The organism is Nocardioides aquiterrae (genome assembly GCF_039526625.1).
In the GTDB taxonomy this organism is placed as follows: domain Bacteria; phylum Actinomycetota; class Actinomycetes; order Propionibacteriales; family Nocardioidaceae; genus Nocardioides; species Nocardioides aquiterrae.
Genome location: NZ_BAAAJE010000018.1, coordinates 115038 through 132172 on the forward strand (window position 1 = coordinate 115038; position 17135 = coordinate 132172).

General features: G+C 72.5%; 17 protein-coding genes. 6 read left to right on the forward strand and 11 right to left on the reverse strand.

Annotated elements, in window-relative coordinates:
* The first annotated feature begins 45 nt into the window (after positions 1 to 45).
* From ABD086_RS17400 to ABD086_RS17415, 4 genes are read left to right on the forward strand one after another with little or no spacing between them, the layout of a single operon-like run.
* The gene (locus tag ABD086_RS17400) at positions 46 to 813 is read left to right on the forward strand and encodes a DeoR/GlpR family DNA-binding transcription regulator (protein ID WP_343908866.1); all 768 of its coding nucleotides are present in this window, start codon (positions 46 to 48) and stop codon (positions 811 to 813) included.
* Positions 810 to 1769: a 1-phosphofructokinase family hexose kinase gene (locus ABD086_RS17405; protein WP_343908867.1), complete on the forward strand. Its 960-nt coding sequence runs from the start codon at positions 810 to 812 to the stop codon at positions 1767 to 1769. The genes ABD086_RS17400 and ABD086_RS17405 overlap by 4 nt, the downstream gene beginning before the upstream one ends.
* A gap of 5 nt (positions 1770 to 1774) precedes the next feature.
* On the forward strand, positions 1775 to 3826 hold the full coding sequence (locus ABD086_RS17410; RefSeq protein ID WP_343908868.1) for a PTS fructose transporter subunit IIABC: 2052 nt from the start codon (positions 1775 to 1777) through the stop codon (positions 3824 to 3826).
* A 21-nt stretch (positions 3827 to 3847) separates the two neighbouring features.
* Positions 3848 to 4108, forward strand: coding sequence for an HPr family phosphocarrier protein (locus ABD086_RS17415; protein ID WP_343908869.1), 261 nt, complete (start codon positions 3848 to 3850; stop codon positions 4106 to 4108).
* 3 nt (positions 4109 to 4111) lie between these two features.
* Here the strand turns inward: ABD086_RS17415 and ABD086_RS17420 are convergent, their stop codons facing one another.
* From ABD086_RS17420 to rimP, 9 genes are all read right to left on the reverse strand, one after another.
* Positions 4112 to 5086 (reverse strand): hypothetical protein, encoded by a 975-nt coding sequence (locus ABD086_RS17420; protein ID WP_343908870.1) that lies wholly within the window; start codon positions 5084 to 5086, stop codon positions 4112 to 4114.
* An 86-nt stretch (positions 5087 to 5172) separates the two neighbouring features.
* Positions 5173 to 6135 carry a hypothetical protein gene (locus ABD086_RS17425; protein ID WP_343908871.1) on the reverse strand — a complete coding sequence of 321 codons (963 nt, stop codon included), beginning with the start codon at positions 6133 to 6135 and terminating at the stop codon, positions 5173 to 5175.
* Complete coding sequence (locus ABD086_RS17430; RefSeq protein ID WP_343908872.1) at positions 6132 to 7064, reverse strand: bifunctional riboflavin kinase/FAD synthetase; 933 nt, start codon at positions 7062 to 7064, stop codon at positions 6132 to 6134. Before ABD086_RS17430 ends, ABD086_RS17425 begins: the two co-directional genes overlap by 4 nt.
* Before the next feature lie 23 nt (positions 7065 to 7087).
* Positions 7088 to 7909 (reverse strand): tRNA pseudouridine(55) synthase TruB, encoded by an 822-nt coding sequence (truB, locus tag ABD086_RS17435; protein ID WP_425571649.1) that lies wholly within the window; start codon positions 7907 to 7909, stop codon positions 7088 to 7090.
* 35 nt (positions 7910 to 7944) lie between these two features.
* Positions 7945 to 8391 carry a 30S ribosome-binding factor RbfA gene (gene rbfA, locus ABD086_RS17440; RefSeq protein ID WP_343908874.1) on the reverse strand — a complete coding sequence of 149 codons (447 nt, stop codon included), beginning with the start codon at positions 8389 to 8391 and terminating at the stop codon, positions 7945 to 7947.
* Between the two features lie 68 nt (positions 8392 to 8459).
* Positions 8460 to 11264, reverse strand: coding sequence for a translation initiation factor IF-2 (gene infB, locus ABD086_RS17445; RefSeq protein WP_343908875.1), 2805 nt, complete (start codon positions 11262 to 11264; stop codon positions 8460 to 8462).
* A 131-nt stretch (positions 11265 to 11395) separates the two neighbouring features.
* Entirely contained in the window at positions 11396 to 11704 is a 309-nt protein-coding gene (locus ABD086_RS17450; RefSeq protein ID WP_343908876.1) for a YlxR family protein, read from the reverse strand.
* Positions 11705 to 11867: 163 nt separating this feature from the next.
* Positions 11868 to 12848, reverse strand: coding sequence for a transcription termination factor NusA (gene nusA, locus ABD086_RS17455; RefSeq protein WP_343908877.1), 981 nt, complete (start codon positions 12846 to 12848; stop codon positions 11868 to 11870).
* Positions 12848 to 13348: a ribosome maturation factor RimP gene (rimP, locus tag ABD086_RS17460; protein WP_343908878.1), complete on the reverse strand. Its 501-nt coding sequence runs from the start codon at positions 13346 to 13348 to the stop codon at positions 12848 to 12850. The genes nusA and rimP overlap by 1 nt, the downstream gene beginning before the upstream one ends.
* 75 nt (positions 13349 to 13423) lie before the next feature.
* Between rimP and ABD086_RS17465 the strand changes: the two genes are divergently transcribed.
* Positions 13424 to 13837 (forward strand): hypothetical protein, encoded by a 414-nt coding sequence (locus ABD086_RS17465; RefSeq protein ID WP_343908879.1) that lies wholly within the window; start codon positions 13424 to 13426, stop codon positions 13835 to 13837.
* Positions 13834 to 14268 (forward strand): ferritin-like domain-containing protein, encoded by a 435-nt coding sequence (locus tag ABD086_RS17470; protein ID WP_343908880.1) that lies wholly within the window; start codon positions 13834 to 13836, stop codon positions 14266 to 14268. The genes ABD086_RS17465 and ABD086_RS17470 overlap by 4 nt, the downstream gene beginning before the upstream one ends.
* 154 nt (positions 14269 to 14422) lie before the next feature.
* On the opposite strand, the gene ABD086_RS17475 is transcribed toward ABD086_RS17470, so the two are convergent.
* Positions 14423 to 15124 carry an HAD family hydrolase gene (locus ABD086_RS17475; protein WP_343908881.1) on the reverse strand — a complete coding sequence of 234 codons (702 nt, stop codon included), beginning with the start codon at positions 15122 to 15124 and terminating at the stop codon, positions 14423 to 14425.
* On the reverse strand, positions 15121 to 16884 hold the full coding sequence (locus ABD086_RS17480; RefSeq protein ID WP_343908882.1) for a proline--tRNA ligase: 1764 nt from the start codon (positions 16882 to 16884) through the stop codon (positions 15121 to 15123). Before ABD086_RS17480 ends, ABD086_RS17475 begins: the two co-directional genes overlap by 4 nt.
* Positions 16885 to 17135 lie beyond the last annotated feature (251 nt).

Sequence of the window (17135 nt, forward strand, 5' to 3'; positions counted from 1 at the left end):
CGGGCGTAAAACAACATATACACAGATCGAAGGGATCCCCCCGCAATGTACGCCGAAGAGCGCCAGCAGGCCATCGCCCAGCTCGTCGCCGAGCACGGCCGGCTCTCGGTGGCGGCGATCGCCGAGCGGTTCGACGTCACCACCGAGACCGTGCGCCGCGACCTGTCCGTGCTCGAGCGGATGGGCCTGGTGCGCCGCGTGCACGGCGGCGCGGTGCCGGCCAGCTCGCTCGCGGTCATCGAGTCCGGACTGGGCGAGCGCGACCAGGCGAACACCGCGCAGAAGGAGCTGGTCGCCAAGGCCGCGCTCGAGCAGCTGCCGCCGCCGGGCGGCACGATCCTGATCGACGCCGGCTCCACGACCGGCCGGTTCGCGAGCATGCTGCCGCGCGACCACCGGTTGACGGTGATCACGCACGCGGTCCCGATCGCGGCGCGGCTCGCCGTCCACCCTCAGATCGAGCTGCACCTGCTGCCCGGCCGGGTCCGCACGACGACCCAGGCGGCGGTCGGCGCGGACACCGTGGCCGCGCTCCACCACCTGCGCGTCGACGTCGCGTTCCTCGGCACCAACGGCATCACCGTCGAGCACGGCCTCTCCACCCCCGACCACGACGAGGCGGCCGCCAAGCGGGCCATGGTCGCCGCGGCGCGCCGCGTGGTCTGCCTGACCGACGCCAGCAAGGTCGGCACCGAGGCGCCGATCCGGTTCGCCGCGCTCGACGAGGTCGACGTGCTGGTGACCGACAGCGGCATCGAGCCCGCCGACCGCGAGGCGCTCCAGGCGGCCGGCCCCGAGGTCGTGATCGCATGATCCTGACCCTCACCGCCAACCCGAGCCACGACCGGACGGTCGTGCTCGGCGGGCCGCTCGAGCGCGGCGCGGTCATCCGCGCCGACTCCGTGATCTCGCAGGCCGGCGGCAAGGGGGTCAACATCTCGCGGGCGTGCGTCTCCGCGGGCGTGCCGACGATCGCGGTGCTGCCGGCGGCCAAGGACGACCCGTTCGTGCTCGAGCTGCTCACCGCCGGCATCGACTGCCGGCCGGTGCACCACGACGGCACGCTGCGCGTGAACATCACCGTCACCGAGCCCGACGGCACGACCACCAAGCTCAACTCCCCCGGTCCCGCGCTCGACGAGGCCGTGCGCCGCGAGCTCGGGGAGGCCCTGCGGCGGCGCGCCGCCGCGGCCGACTGGGTGGTGCTGGCCGGCTCGCTCCCGCCCGGCACCCCGCCGGAGTGGTACGCCGAGCTCGTCGTGCTGCTGCGTGCGAGCGGCGCGCGGGTCGCGGTCGACACCAGCGACGAGCCGCTGCGCGCACTGGTGGGCCGGCTGCCCGCCGCCGCCCCGCACCTGATGAAGCCCAACGGCGAGGAGCTCGCCTCGTTCACCGGGGACGACCCCGAGCTGCTCGAGGACGACCCGTACGCGGCGGCGAAGGCCGCCCGCACGCTCGTCGAGTCCGGCGTGGAGACGGTCCTCGCCACCCTCGGCGCGCGCGGGGCGGTCCTGGTGACCGCGACCGGCGCCTGGCACGCCGAGCCGGTGCCCGTCGAGGTGGTCTCCACCGTCGGCGCCGGCGACTCGAGCCTCTTCGGATACCTGCTGGGAGAGCTGCGCGGACGCCGTCCGCAGGAGCGGCTCGCCCTGGCCGTGGCCTACGGCAGCGCCGCCGCCGGCCTCCCCGGGACCACGATCCCACAACCCACTCAGGTCCGCCCCGAGCTCGTGACGGTGCGCGACCTAGACCTCACCCAAGGAGGGTGACACCCATGCAGGACCTCATCAACGCACGACTCGTGCGTCTCGACGCGGATCTCGGTGCCGACAAGCACGCGGTCATCCGCGCCCTCGCGCAGCTCGTCGGCGACGCCGGCCGCGCGACCGACGTCGACCAGCTCGTCGAGGACGCCTTCGCCCGCGAGGCCACGTCCGCGACCGGACTGCCCGGCGGCATCGCGATCCCCCACTGCCGCACCGCCGGGGTGGCCGAGCCGGTGCTCGCCTTCGCCCGGCTGTCGCCGCCGGTCGACTTCGGCGCCAAGGACGGCCCGGCCGACCTGGTCTTCCTCATCGCCGCCCCCGCCGGGGGTGACAACACCCACCTCCAGCTGCTCACCAAGCTCGCCCGGGCGCTGGTGAAGCCGGCCTTCACCGACGCACTCCGCGCCGCCACCACGCCGGAGGAGGTCGCCGAGCTGGTGACCGAGGTCGTCGGTGCGGCACCCGCTCCGAAGCCGGCCGAGGCCGCTGCGCCGGCCACGCCCGCGAAGAAGCGCCGCCTGGTCGCGGTCACTGCCTGCCCGACCGGGATCGCGCACACCTACATGGCCGCCGAGGCGCTCGAGGCCGCGGCGGACCGGGCCGGTGTCGACCTCCAGGTCGAGACCCAGGGCTCGGCCGGCTCGAAGCCGCTCGCCCCCGAGACGATCGCCGCGGCCGACGCCGTGATCTTCGCCGTCGACGTGGGCGTCCGCGACCGGGGCCGGTTCGCCGGCAAGCCGCTGGTCTCCTCCGGCGTGAAGCGCCCGTTCGACCAGGCCGACCAGATGATCACCGAGGCACTGGCGTACGCCGACGACCCGAACGCACCGCGCGTCGAGGGCAGCGCCGGCGCCGGCGACTCCGGTGGCGTGCCGTCCGGAGGCGGCGAGAGCTGGAGCCACCACGTCCGCCGGATCCTGATGACCGGCGTGTCGTACATGATCCCGTTCGTCGCCGCGGGCGGCCTGCTGATCGCGCTGAGCTTCCTGCTCGGCGGCTACGACATCACCGACCACGCCGGCGAGATCGTCACCTCGAACACGATCTGGAACCTGCCCGACCTCCACGACCTCGGCCTCACCCACGCGCTGCTCGACAACAGCTTCTTCGCCTACCTCGGCGCGGTGGTCTTCGTGCTCGGCGCGACGGCGTTCAAGTTCCTGGTGCCCGCCCTGGCGGGCTACATCGCGTACGCCATCGCCGACCGGCCCGGGATCGCCCCGGGCTTCGTGATGGGCGCGCTCGCCGTCGACCTCGGTGGCTTCGGGATCGCCCAGAGCGGCTTCCTCGGCGGCATCATCGGCGGCGTCCTGGCCGGTGTCCTGGCCGTGTGGATCGGGCGCTGGCGGGTGCCCGCCGCCGCCCGCGGTCTGATGCCGGTGATGGTGATCCCGTTGATCGCGACCCTCGTCGCCGGGGTCGTCATGGTGGCCGTGCTGGCCAGGCCCCTCGGCTGGTTGATGAACCAGCTGACGAACGGCCTCAACAGCATGACCGGCGGCTCGGCCATCCTCCTCGGCGTCGTCCTCGGGCTGATGATGGCCTTCGACATGGGCGGTCCGCTGAACAAGGTCGCGTACCTGTTCGCCACCACCGGACTCACTGCGGTGGCGAGCGTCCCGGGCAACCCCGTGGAGTTGCAGGTGATGGCCGCGGTGATGCTCGCCGGCATGGTGCCGCCGATCGCCCTGGCCCTCGCGACCGTCGTCCGCCCCAGCCTGTTCAACCTCCCCGAGCGTGAGAACGGCAAGGCCGGCTGGCTGTTCGGGGCCTCGTTCATCACCGAGGGCGCGATCCCGTTCGCGGCCGCCGACCCGCTGCGGGTGATCCCCGCGATCATGCTCGGCTCCGCGGTCACCGGCGGCCTGTCGATGGCGATGGAGGTGGGCGTGCGTGCTCCCCACGGCGGCATCTTCGTGCTGTTCGCGGTCCACAACATCGCCGGCTACTTCATCGCGCTGATCGCCGGCGTGCTCGTCGGCGCGGCCGCGGTGGTCGTCCTGAAGTCCATCGGCCCCAAGGACATCGAGTCCTCGGAGACCGAGCTCGTCCACGCCTGACCCACTCGAGGAGAGATGCACATGCCCAGCAAGACCGTCGCCGTCGGCTCGTCCGTCGGCCTGCACGCCCGGCCCGCCCAGCTGATCGCCGAGGCCGCCGAGGAGCTCGGCGTCGAGGTGCTGATCGGCATCCCGGGCGACGAGCCCGTCGACGCCAGCTCCTCGCTGATGATCATGACCCTGGGCGCCGGCTGCGGCGACCAGGTCGAGATCACCAGCGACGACCAGCACGCGCTCGACACGATCGCCGCGCTGGTCGAGAAGGACCTCGACGCCGAGTGACCGTCAGGGGGCCTCGGTCGGCCGCATCGCCGAGGCCCTCTCGCAGTCGCTGCCGGCGCAGCGCACCGCCGCGGTACGACGCGGCCCGTGCACCTCGCCGATCCAGGTGTGCCCGGCCTCCCAGCCCTGCACGTCGATCCAGCCGCCGTCGACCCGCCACGCCGCGCGCCGGTGGCCGCGCAGGTCGCGCAGCTGCACCCGCGACGGGCCGATCCCGTCGTTGAGCAGGTGGACGGTGGTCACGAAGCGGCCGTCCGGCGAGAACCGCTCGACCCGCTCGTCGCAGCTGCGCCAGAGCCGGGTCGCCGGCCGGTCCAGCCGGCGCAGCACGCTGCAGCCGCCCTGGTAGGGATCGCCGGTGAGGGTGGCGAGGAGGCCGTGGGTGAGGTCGGCGCGGTAACCGACCTGGTCGGCGATCGTGCGCAGCCGGCCGGTGGCGAGCGTCCAGCTGCGCGTCCGGGCCGGCTCCCAGCCTCCGAGGACGACCCGCGAGCTGTCCAGGGCCAGCACCGACGAGGAGTCACGGAACGTCCGGCGCGCGACCTGCGAGCCGTCGGCGGTGGACCGCACGACGACCCGGTTGGTGATGCCGTCGAACCGGGAGGTGGCGACCACGCGGCCGTCCTCGCCGTACGTCATCGTGTACGGCGAGGGCCCGGTCGCGATCCGGTGCCGGCGGCCGTCGGAGTCGACGCGGATCGTGACCCACCCGCCGTCGATGCGGGTCCCGACGACGTGGTTCTCCACGCCGTACCCGACGAGCACGGCCCGGCGGCCCGGGATCCGCACGGAGAGGTCGCCGTGCACGAGCCGCTGTCCCTCGAGGTGGGCGTCCGTGCGGTCCGGGCCGCGCTCGAGCGTGGGCGGGTCGACGTCGGTGCCACCCGCCGCGAGCCGGGCGTCCGCCGGGCCGGTGGCCAGCAGCGGTGCGGCCAGCGCGGTGGCGAGCAGGGCGAGACGGGTGACGGGGATGCGCATGGGTGGGCTCCTGGGTGCCTCGGGGCTGCCGGGTCCGTCCCGGCACGCACCGGAGACGCGGCTACCGCTCCGGAAGTTGCAGCCGGTCAGCGGTTGCGCAGCGCGAGGTACACCGCGCGCATGCCGACCGCCCGCTCCAGCTCCCGGGTGACACCGCCGAAGAACTGCGCGCGGTAGTCCTCGTCGGTCACCGTCGACACCATCAGGTAGAGGCCGGAGAACGAGGAGAGGAACACCGAGACCTGCACGAGCGCCCGCGAGGTCGCGAACGGGGGGTCGGTCTGCCAGGTCCCGAGCACCGGATCGGTCATGATGATCGAGCCGAACAGCATGAGGAACACGAAGACGGTCAGCGAGAGCAGCAGCACCTGGACGGTCTGCACGATCATCAGCACGAGGATCAGGTTCCACCGCTCGTAGCCGGTGACCTCCGCGTACGCCGCCGGGTCGGTCGCGGGGTCCTCGAGCAGCTCGCGGCAGGGCTCCTCCAGCGGAGTGCCCCGGCAGGCGCGCAGCAGCAGCGCGTCGTCGACCGCGTCGTCGGCGCGGTCGACCTCCTCGGGCAGGCGGACCAGCAGGAAGCCGACCGCCAGGGCCGAGAACAGCGCGACCACCAGCCACAGCGAGGCGATCGACAGGTTGGACGCCACCTGCCAGACCTCGGTGTTGACGAAGAGGAACGTGATCGCGAGCAGCAGCAGCGGCAGCGCGCGGGTGGTCATCGGCAGCACCCGCCGGAGGCTGCCGAGCGTCCGGCCCAGGCTCCAGGTGACGATCTGCCGCGCGTGCAGCGCGGTCAGGGCGTACCAGAGCACCGCCAGCACGCCCAGCAGGACCAGCGTGGCGGGCGCCGCGCTGAACTCGCCGGTGGCCCACGCCAGCGCGACGCCCGCGCCGGCCGCCAGCAGCGCCACGACCACGACGAGCGGCACGGTCCGCCGTAGCCGCAGCGCGCTGCGCACGTCGGCGCGCCGCTCGGGCACGAAGTAGGACAGGCCGTGGTGGAGGAACCAGTCGTCGGCGGCCGCGAGGGTCTCGTCGCGAGTCACGTGAGCAGCTCGCGCGCGCGGTCGACGTCGTCCTTCATCTGCTCGATCAGCTCCTCGACCGAGGAGAACGCGACCATGCCGCGGAGCCGCTCGACGAAGCTCACCTCGACCTCGACGCCGTACAGCTCGAGGTCGGTGCGGTCGAGCACGTAGCTCTCCACCCGGCGCTCCCGGACGCCGTGGAACGTCGGGTTCGTGCCGACGCTGATCGCCGCCGGGAGCCGCTCGCCGGTGTCGACCCGGCGCAGCCACCCGGCGTACACGCCGTCCGGCGGGACCGCGGTGAGGTCGGTGGTCGGCACGTTGGCGGTCGGGTACCCGAGCTCGCGGCCCCGCTGGTCACCGCGGACGACCTTGCCGCGCACGGAGTACGGCCGGCCGAGCGCCTCGGCGGCGCCGGCGACGTCACCCGCGGCCAGGCTCATCCGGACGTACGTCGAGGACCAGACCTGCGGGCCGCCGTCCAGCGCGATCCCCTCGGCCTCGAAGCCGAACCGCGCCCCCGTCTCGCGCAGCGTGGCGACGTCGCCCGCCGCCTTGTTGCCGAACCGGAAGTTCGCGCCGACGACCACCACAGCCGCGTGCAGCGCGTCGACCAGGACCCGCTCCACGAACTCCTCCGGCGTCCACGCGGCCACGCCGCGGTCGAACGGCATCGCCAGCACGGCGTCCGCGCCGCAGTCGCCGAGCAGCGCGGCGCGCTCGTCGACCGACGTGAGCGTGGTGGGCGCGTGCTCGGGCCGCAGCACCGCCATCGGGTGCGGGTCGAAGGTGACGGCCACGACGATCAGCCCGCGCGCGTCGGCGACCTCCCGCGCGCGCGAGACGACGTGCCGGTGCCCGAGGTGCACCCCGTCGAAGTTGCCGATCACGACGGCGGTCGGTCCGAGCCCCGCCGGGACCTCGTCGAGGCTTCGCCAGATCTGCACGCCGGGAAGACTACCGAGAGGGATCACCCGGTGAAGACGGCGACCGCCCGCGCCACGCCGTCGCGGGGCTCGTAGAGCGCGAGGAACTGCCCGTCCGGCGCGAACACCGCGGTCAGCCCGGCCAGCTCCAGGTCGAGGGCCCGGCCGTACCGGACGTCGGTCGCGTGCCCCTCGTCGAGGTCGAGGGCCGGGAACGCCGCGCGGGCGGCGTCCGCGATCGGCAGCAGCACGAAGTTCTCCGCCAGCTCGTCGAGGGTGTGCGCGACCCCGAGGTCGTACGGCCCGACGGCGGTACGCCGCAGCGCGGTCAGGTGTCCGCCGACGCCCAGCCGGGCGCCGAGGTCGCGCGCGATCGCGCGGATGTAGGTGCCGCTGGAGCAGCGCACCGAGACGTCCAGCTCGGTGCTGTCGGAGACCCGGACGTCGGTCACCACCAGCTCGTGCACGGTGACCGGCCGCGCCGCCAGCTCGACGTCCTCGCCCTCGCGGACCCGCTGGTAGGCGCGCTTGCCGTCCACCTTGATCGCCGACACGGCCGTCGGGACCTGCATCAGGTCGCCGACGAACTCGGCGGCCGCGGCGCGGATCGTGGCCTCGTCCAGCCCCGCGGTCGAGGCGGTCGCGAGCACCTCGCCGTCGGCGTCGTCGGTCGTGGTGGCGACCCCGAGCCGGATCGTCGCGTCGTACCGCTTCTCGGTCAGCATCAGGTGGCCGAGCAGGCGGGTGGCGCGGTTGACGCCGAGCACCAGCACCCCGGTCGCCATCGGGTCCAGCGTGCCGGCGTGCCCGACCTTCCGGGTGCCGGCCAGCCGGCGCACCCGGGACACGACGTCGTGCGACGTCATGCCGCCGGGTTTGTCGACGACGACGAGCCCGTCGGTCACTCGTCCTCGTCGAGGTCGTCCTCGGCCTCGCGGGGCTTCTTGTACGGGTCCGGCTCGCCGGCGTACGCCTCGCCGCGCTCGGCGGCCAGCGCCTCGTCCCGCGCCTTCGCGCGGGCGAGCACCTCGTCGAGGTGCCGCGCGCTCTCGGGCAGCGCGTCGTGGATGAACGTGAGCGACGGCGCGTGCCGCATGCCGAGCTGCTTGGCGACCTCGGACCGGATCAGGCCCTTCGCCGACTCCAGCGCGGCCGCCGAGGCGGTGCGGGCCTCCTCCTCCTCGCCGAGGACCGTGTAGAAGACCGTGGCCTGCTGGGTGTCGCCGGTGACCCGGACGTCGGTCACCGTCACGAACCCGAGCCGTGGGTCCTTGATCCGACGCTCCAGCATCTCCGCGACGATCACCTGGATGCGGTCGGCGATCTTCCGGACGCGAGGGTTGCTCATGCTTCCTACTCTCTCAAAACGCCGAGTCGGCGCAGTCTCAGGCTGAGACTGCGCCGACTCGGGATGGATCAGCTGCGCGGGATCTCGCGCATCTCGAACGCCTCGACGACGTCGCCTTCCTTGATGTCCTGGAAGTTGCGCAGGACCAGACCGCACTCGAAGCCCTCGCGGACCTCGGACACGTCGTCCTTCTCGCGCCGCAGCGACGCGAGGTCGAGGTTCTCGGCCACCACGGCGCCGTCGCGGATGACCCGCACCTTGGCGTTGCGGCGGATGACACCGCTGGTGACCATGCAGCCGGCGATGTTGCCGAGCTTCGACGAGCGGAAGATCGCGCGGATCTCCGCCTGGCCGAGGGTCGACTCCTCGAACTCCGGCTTGAGCATGCCCTTGAGCGCGGCCTCGATCTCCTCGATGGCCTGGTAGATCACCGTGTAGTACCGGATCTCCACGCCCTCGCGGTCGGCCAGCTCCGTCGCCTTGCCCTGCGGGCGGACGTTGAAGCCGATGATGATCGCGTCGGACGCGGCCGCCAGGTCGACGTTGGTCTCGGTGATCGCACCGACACCGCGGTCGATGACCCGCAGGCTGACCTCGTCGCCGACGTCGATCTTCGCCAGCGCGTCCTCCAGGGCCTCGACCGAACCGGACACGTCGCCCTTGAGGATGAGGTTGAGCTCCTGGCTCTCGCCCTTCTCCATGGAGGCCATGAAGTCCTCGAGGGTACGGCGGACGCGGCGCTTGGCCTGCATGGCCGCCCGCTCGCGCGCCTCGCGCTTCTCGGCGATCTGGCGCGCCATCCGGTCGTCCTCGACCACGATGAAGTTCTGGCCCGCGCCGGGGACGGCGGACAGACCGAGCACCATCGCCGGACGCGACGGACCGGCCTCGCTCAGCTCGTTGCCGTACTCGTCGAGCATCGCGCGGACACGGCCGTGGGCCGGACCGGCGACGATCGAGTCGCCGACGTGCAGCGTGCCGCGCTGGACCAGCACCGTGGCGACCGGGCCGCGACCGCGGTCCAGGTGCGCCTCGATGACCAGGCCCTGCGCCTCCCGACCGGCGTCTGCACGCAGGTCCAGCGACGCGTCGGCCGTCAGCACGATCGCCTCGAGCAGCTTGTCGAGGTTGAGCTCGGACTTCGCGGAGACGTCGACGAACATCGTGTCGCCGCCGTACTCCTCGGGGACCAGCCCGTACTCGGTCAGCTGGCCGCGGACCTTGGTCGGGTCCGCCTCCGGCTTGTCGATCTTGTTGACCGCGACCACGATCGGGACGCCGGCCGCCTTGGCGTGGTTGAGCGCCTCGACGGTCTGCGGCATCACGCCGTCGTCCGCCGCGACCACGAGGACCGCGATGTCCGACGACTGCGAACCGCGGGCACGCATGGCGGTGAACGCCTCGTGACCCGGGGTGTCGATGAAGGTGATCCTGCGGTCGTCGCCGTCGACCTCGGTGTGCACCTGGTACGCACCGATGTGCTGGGTGATGCCGCCGGCCTCGCCCGCGACGACGTTCGCACTCCGCAGCGCGTCGAGGAGCTTGGTCTTTCCGTGGTCGACGTGACCCATGACGGTGACGACCGGCGGTCGAGCCACCAGGTCCGCCTCGTCGGTGTCCTCGTCGTCGCCGAACTCGATGTCGAACGACTCGAGCAGCTCGCGGTCCTCGTCCTCCGGGGACACGACCTGGACGACGTAGTTGAGCTCCTCACCGAGCAGCTCGAGGGTCTCGTCGTTGACGGACTCCGTCGCGGTGACCATCTCGCCCAGGCTGAACAGCATCTGCACGAGCGACGCCGCGTCGACGCCGATCTTCTCCGCGAAGTCGGTCAGCGACGCGCCACGGGGCAGCCGGACGGTCTCGCCGTTGCCCTTGCGGACGCGGACGCCGCCGATGGTCGGGGCCTCCATGGCCTCGAACTCCTGGCGACGCGCCCGCTTCGACTTGCGACCACGACGCGACGGGCCACCGGGGCGACCGAAGGCACCCTGGGTCTGGCCACGCTGGCCGGGACGACCGCCACCGGGGCGACCGCCACCGCTGGGGCCGAAGCCGCCGGGACGGCCCGGAGCACCGCCCGGGGCACCACCGCGACCCGGGGCGCCACCACGACCGGGAGCGCCACCGCGACCGGGAGCGCCACCGCGCGCCGGGGCACCGGGACGACCGCCCGGACCCTGGCCGAACGCGGCCGGGGACTTGGGCATCATCGCGGGGTTCGGGCGCGGCATGCCCGGACGACCGCCGGCAGCCGGCGGACGCGGCGGACGGTTGTCGCCGCCCGGGGTGGCCGGAGCGGGACGCTCGCCGCCGGGAGCGGGCCGACGGCCCATGCCCTGGCTGGACGCGAACGGGTTGTTGCCCGGGCGCGGGGCGCCGGGACGACCCACCGGACGCGGCGCCGGGGACGGCGCCTTCGGGGCCGGTGCGACGGGCGCCTCGGCGGCGGGGGCCTCGGGCTCGGCCGGCGGCTCGGGGGCCGGCGGCTCGTCGGCCTTCGGGCCCGGCTTGGGACCGGGCTTCGGCGCGGCCTTCTTGGCCGGCGCCTCGGCGGGAGCCTCGGCAGGGGTCTCCACCGGAGCCTCCGCGGGCGCCTCGACGGCGGCGGCCGGGGCCTCGGGCTCCGGGGCCGCCTTCTTCGCCGGCGCCTTCTTGGCCGGCGCGGGCTGCTCAGCCGCCTGCGGGGCGGGAGCGGCCTGCTCGGCCTTCAGCTTGTCGCCGTACTCCTTGCGGAACCGCATCTCCGCGGGGAGCTCGACGGTCGAGCTCGCCGACTTGACGAACTCTCCCATCTCCTTGAACTTCTCGAGAACGAACTTGCTCTCGACACCGAACTCCTTGGCGAGTTCGTGAACTCGGGTCTTAGCCACGCTTCTCCTTCTGGCCTGAGACCCGGGTCCAGTTCTGTGCTGGGGGGTGATTCAGACCGTTAGTGGGGTGTGCACGCTCATCGCGAAGTACTCATCGAGTGCTCATGAGCTGCTGCTCCAGTTTCTGTCGGTCAACGGTTGGTCGGGCTGGCTGTGTCGAGGTAGTCCCCCACCGGTGCGCTGGAGAGCCCGGTCGTGACCCGAAGGGCCCGGCCGAACGCCTTCCGGCGCACCGCGAGGTCGTAGCACTCGGTCGTCGGGTGCACGTGCGCCCCACGGCCGGGTGCGGTGCCCAACGGATCGGGTACGACGGCCGGGTGGCCGTGCGCGTCCGAGCCGACGGTCACCCGCAACAACTCAGCCTTCGCGGCCCGTGCCCGACACCCGACGCAGGTCCGGACAGGTCCGGGGCATGCAGAAGAGCTGTGTTCACGCGCCACTGACAGCAACCTTACCGCGACAGTGCCCCCGATTTCGAACCGGGCGAGGCCTTCGGCCGGGGTCGGCGGTCACGTCACCGGATTTCGACGCGCTCGCGCGACCTCGTGCCTCGGTCGCGTCGCTTGCTCAATCTGGCAGGCCCCCACGCGCCGCGTTCGTTCCTCACGCGCCGCTGGCCTGCTCATCATCGGACCGGATGTCGATGCGCCAGCCGGTCAGCCGGGCGGCCAGGCGGGCGTTCTGGCCCTCCTTGCCGATGGCGAGCGACAGCTGGAAGTCCGGGACGACGACCCGCGCCGACTTCGCGTCGGCGTCGACGATCTCGACCGAGGTGACCCGGGCCGGCGACAGCGCGTGCGCGACCAGTTCGGCGGGGTCGTCGGACCAGTCGACGATGTCGATCTTCTCGCCGTGCAGCTCGGACATCACGTTGCGCACCCGCTGACCCATCGGCCCGATGCAGGCGCCCTTGGCGTTCACGCCCGGCGCGGCCGACTTCACCGCGATCTTGGTCCGGTGGCCGGCCTCGCGGGCGATCGCCGCGATCTCGACGGTCCCGTCGGCGATCTCGGGCACCTCGAGCGCGAAGAGCTTCTTGACCAGGTTCGGGTGTGACCGCGACAGCGTGACCTGGGGGCCGCGCATGCCCTTGCGGACCGACACCACCAGGCACTTGATCCGGGTGCCGTGCTCGTACCGCTCCCCCGGGACCCGCTCGCCGGCCGGCAGCAGCGCCTCGAGCTTGCCGAGGTCGACCATCACGTCGTCGGGGTTCCGGCCCTGCTGGATGATCCCCGAGATGATGTCGCCCTCCTTGCCGGAGAACTCGCCGAACCGGATGTCGTCCTCGGCGTCGCGCAGCCGCTGCAGCATGATCTGCTTCGCGGTCGTCGCCGCGATCCGGCCGAACCCCTCGGGCGTGTCGTCGTACTCGCCGACGGTGTTGCCCTCGTCGTCGAGCTCCGCCGCCAGCACGGTGACGTGGCCGGTCTTGCGGTCCAGCTCGACGCGGGCCTTGTCCTGGGCGCCCGGGGTCTTGTGGTACGCCGTCAGCAGCGCCTGCTCGATGGCCTCCACGAGGACGTCGAAGGAGATCTCCTTCTCCCGCTCCAGCATCCGCAGGATGCTCATGTCGATGTCCATCAGGCCTCCTCCTCGTCTCCGGCCTCAACGGCACGGCGGTTGAACTCCACCTGCACCAGCGCCTTCTTCACGTCGGCGTACGCGACCTGCTGAGGGCGGCCGTCGACGTCCAGCGTGACCTGGTCGTCGGTCGACTCGCCGATCCGGCCGGTCACGGACTTCCCGTCCGCGAGCGTGACCTTCGCGAGCCGGCCGGCGTTGCGCCGCCAGTGGCGCGGCAGGGTCAGCGGCCGGTCGACTCCCCGGGAGGTGACCTCGAGCGTGTAGGGCTGCTCGCCCATCACGTCCGACCCGTCGAGGACGCGGTTCACCTCGCGGGTCGCCTCGGCGACCTCGTCCAGCGTGACGCCGCCGTCCTTGTCGACGGCGACCCGCAGGATCCGGCGCTTGCCGGCCGGGGTGATCTCGACGGCCTCGATGTCGAGGCCCAGGGCACGCAGGGGGTCATCGAGCTCGGCCTCGATCCGTTCCCTGGTGGCGTCCTGGTTGGCGCTGCTCACGGGTGGGCGACCTCCTTGTGCTGTTGTTGATCGACCACGATAGCGGCTGGAGGACCAGCGGATAGGGTCGGCGCCGTGTCCGTCGGTCCACGCCTCCACCGCCGCTCGGCGCTCGCTCTCGCGACGGCCGGGGCGGTCGCCGTCACGGGCTGCGACGACGGCTCCCGGCCGACCCCGCTCGCCACGCCGACAACCGACCCGGACGTCGCCCTGGTCGACCGGGTGCTGCGGCAGCTGGCGCTGGCCCAGCGGGTCGCCGAGGCGAACGGTGACCAGGACCTGGCGGCCCTGCACCGCACCCACATCGAGGCCCTCGACGGCACCCCGGCCACCGGGACGGTGCCGCTGAAGTCCGCACCGGGCGGCCTGGCCGGCGCCGAGAAGCGGCTCCAGAAGCAGCTCGAACGCGCCGCCCTCGCGGCCGCGAGCGGCGCCCTCGCCCGGCTGCTGGCGTCCATGTCCGCCGCCGTGAGCCAGAGGCTGGCATGACCGAGACCGACGCGCTCCAGACCACGCTCGCCGCGGAGCACGCGGCCGTCTACCTGTTCGGCGTGCTCGGCGGGCGCACGTCGCGCAGTGCGACCCCGAAGCTCTTCGACACGCTCTCGGCGGCGTACGCCGCGCACCGGGCGCGTCGCGACCACCTGGTGCGGGAGATCACCGACCTGGGGGCCGAGCCGGTCGCCGCGGAGGCGGCGTACGAGGTGCCGCGACCGCTGGAGACGCCGGCCCAGGTCGAGCGGGCCGGCCTGGACCTGGAGCGGTCCTGCGCGGCCACCTACGCCTACCTGGTGGCGAACACCGTCGACGACCGTCGCCGCTGGGCGATCGAGGCCCTGAACGAGACAGCGGTCCGCGAACTCGTCCTCCGGGGAACTCCCGAGACGTTCCCCGGGGCAGACGAGTACGCGGACCGCTGAGGCCTGGACTGAGGCCGGTGAGCGGATCCCGCCGGGATGTGGGGGGACTGGCGGGACGACCGCTCTTGCAAAAGAATGCAACAGGCCCCGTCCAGGCGCGACCACTTCGACTCCTCACGTTTCTGCATTGCAGAAACGTGCAGATTGCGCCCGCTCAGACCCAGCCGCGCACCACGTCCGCGATCTCGCTGAGGCGCTCCACGACGGCGTCCGGATCGCCCTCCGTGTGCCCCACCTGCTCGGCCGGGATCCGGCTGTGCGGGACGTGGATCGCACGCAGACCGGCGCCCTGCGCGCCGTACACGTCGTCGAAGAGCCGGTCGCCCACGTAGACGCAGGCGGCCGGGTGGTCGACGCCGACGGCGTCCAGGGCGGCCCGGAACGCGTGCGGCGACGGCTTCGTCCAGGGGATCTCGCTCGTGTACACGTCGCCGTCGATCAGGTCGAGCACGCCGTCGCGCCGGAAGAAGCCCTCGTGCCAGGCCCGCGGCCAGATCGTGTTCGAGAGCACGCCGACCTTGATCCCCGCCGCGCGCAGCTCCTCCCACAGCGGCCCGACGTCGGGGTCGGTTTGGGTGTGCGGCTCCCAGAACTCGTAGTACGCCGTGAGCAGGCCGGGGTCGTGGTCGAGCCCCGCCTCGGCGAAGAGGTCGGCGACGGTCGCGCTCTGCTGGTGGTCGCGCGATCGCCCCCAGATCGCCTGGTTGGCGGCGTGCAGGCGCGCCTGGGAGACGTGCACCTCGTGGTCGGCGTCGACGACCGCCTGGGCGAGCGCCAGCGACTCCGCGTGGAAGTCGATGTCGTGCCAGCGGGTGAGCGTGCCGCCCCAGTCGAAGATGACCGCCCGGACCGTCATGCTCGGACGAGTCGGACCACGTGGTCGACGACGTGGTCGGCGGGCACGTCCTGCCGCTCGCCGGTGCGCCGGTCCTTGACCTCGATCGTCCCGTCGGCGAGGCCCTTGCCGACCACGACGATGGTCGGGACACCGATCAGCTCGGCGTCCTTGAACTTCACGCCGGGGCTGACCTTCGCGCGGTCGTCGTAGATGACCTCGATCCCCTGCTTGTCGAGCTCGTGGGCGACCCGCTCGGCGGCGGCGTACACGTGCTCGTCCTTGCCGGTGGCGACCAGGTGGACGTCGGCGGGCGCGACCTCGCGCGGCCAGCACAGGCCGAGCTCGTCGTGGGTGTTCTCCGCGATCGCGGCGACCGCGCGGGAGGCCCCGATCCCGTAGGAGCCCATGGTCACGGTGACCAGCTTGCCGTTCTCGTCGAGCACCTGCAGGCCGAGGGCGTCGGCGAACTTGCGTCCCAGCGCGAAGATGTGGCCCATCTCGATCCCGCGGGCGGTCTCGAGGACGCCGTCGCCGTTGGGGCACGGGTCGCCGGCGCGCACCTCCGCGGCCTCGATGGTCCCGTCGGGGGTGAAGTCGCGGCCCGCGACCAGGTCGAGCACGTGGCTGCCCGGGATGTCGGCTCCGGTGACCCAGCGGGTCCCCTCGACCACGCGGGGGTCGACCAGGTAGCGGATGCCGGACTCGTTCTTCTCGCCGAGCACCCCGGGGCCGATGTAGCCCTTGGTCAGGCTCGGGTGCTTCTTGAACTCGGCCTCGTCGAAGGCCTCGATCTCGGCCGGGTAGACCTGCGCGTCGAGGCGCTTGAGGTCGACCTCGCGGTCGCCGGGCACGCCGATCGCGAGGGGCTCGCGGGTGCCGTCGGGGTGGTGCAGCATCACCAGGACGTTCTTGAGCGTGTCGGAGGCCACCCAGGGGCGGTCGTCGCGCGGGAACGCCTGGTTGAGGTGGTCGACCAGCGTCTCGATCGTGGGCGTGTCCGGCGTCTGCTCCGCGTGCGCGGCGGGCGCGTCGTCGTACGGCACCGGGCTGGGCGCCGGGACCCGCACGGCCTCGACGTTGGCGGCGAAGTCGCAGGCGGTGCACCGGACGTAGGTGTCCTCGCCGTTGTCGGCGCGGGCGAGGAACTCCTCCGACATGGAGCCGCCCATGGCGCCCGACATCGCCGACACGATGACGTACTCGAAGCCCAGCCGGTCGAAGATCCGGATGTAGGCGTCGCGGTGCTTCTGGTAGCTGATCTCGAGGCCGGCGTCGTCGACGTCGAAGGAGTAGGAGTCCTTCATCACGAACTCGCGCCCGCGCAGGAGGCCGGCGCGGGGCCGCGCCTCGTCGCGGTACTTGGTCTGGATCTGGTACAGGCTCAGCGGCAGGTCCTTGTACGACGAGTAGAGGTCCTTCACCACCAGCGTGAACATCTCCTCGTGCGTGGGGCCGAGCAGGTAGTCGGCGCCCTTGCGGTCCTGGAGGCGGAAGATGTTGTCGCCGTACTCGGTCCACCGGTTGGTCGCCTCGTAGGGCTCGCGCGGCAGCAGCGCGGGGAAGCTGAGCTCCTGCGCGCCGATCGCGTCCATCTCCTCGCGGATGATGTTCTCGATCTTGCGCAGCACCCGCAGGCCCAGCGGCAGCCAGGTGTAGATGCCGGGTGCGGCGCGGCGGATGTAGCCGGCCCGGACCAGGAGCCGGTGCGACGGCACCTCGGCGTCCGCGGGGTCCTCCCGCAGGGTCCGCACGAACAGGCTCGACATCCGGGTGATCATGGCGAGAAGGCTACTTGCCGACGGGCGCAACCTTCCTACCGGTTATCGCGTCTGGTGGTGACCACGGTCCGGTGCGTACCGACTCCTGCGAGCGCCTCGAAGACCCGCCCCAGCCCGATCGCCTGAGGTTGGGGCGGCCGGTGGGGCGAGTGTCGGTTTCCCCGGTCAACCGGGGAAACCTGAACTTGTCGGCCGAAACTTCGGCTCTTCTGCTGGATGTGTGGGTGATGTGAGCGTGCCGTGATGAGCAC